We start from the raw sequence: 584 nt of genomic DNA, 5'->3' as shown, positions 1-584 counted from the left end.
CGTAGTAAATCTCCCTCAAACTCTGCTAATGCAGACATCACAGAAGCCATGAGCTTTCCCTGAGATGTGGAAAGGTCAAACTGCAAACCTGTTTGTGCCACCAGAGATACCCCGAAATGCCCAAGATTGTTGACGCTCACTTAATATTGACCAGCGATGCTCGTTGAATATTGACCAGGCATTTAAGCAATGTAGCGTACTACACTGCTGTGGATAAATCGATCAATTGCTGTTGCTTTTTCTTCACTGATCGACGGTTAAAATAACTCTCCTTTCTCTGCTTCTCGTTTCTTTATACGCTGCTTGGCTTCCTCCGTGCTTTGCTTAAAACGATAGGATTCATTACCCGTTTCGATGATATGGCAATGATGAGTCAGTCGATCCAGCAGTGCAGTCGTCAACTTAGCATCACCAAATACATTGCTCCATTCCGAGAAGCTCAAGTTCGTCGTAATGATAGGGGTCGTCTCAGGAAACGGAAAATATAGCACGCTAAGGTTTTTCAATTGCGCGCAATGGCCTAAATTTTCCACCACCTATCTTGGCTTTGCTTCGCCATAGATAATCCCCAGTTAAATTGATGT

The 584-nt window shown here is 43.8% G+C and carries 1 pseudogene; it reads right to left on the bottom strand.

What is annotated here, in order from left to right:
* Positions 1-257: 257 nt before the first annotated feature.
* Positions 258-476: pseudogene (locus MSG93_RS19260) on the bottom strand (ATP-binding protein); the annotation flags it as partial.
* Positions 477-584: the final 108 nt, after the last annotated feature.

This window comes from Acinetobacter sp. IK40, from assembly GCF_035615075.1.
Taxonomy (GTDB): domain Bacteria; phylum Pseudomonadota; class Gammaproteobacteria; order Pseudomonadales; family Moraxellaceae; genus Acinetobacter; species Acinetobacter courvalinii.
Note: the sequence above shows the minus strand (reverse complement) of the source record. Positions and strands in the feature narration are given on the sequence as shown.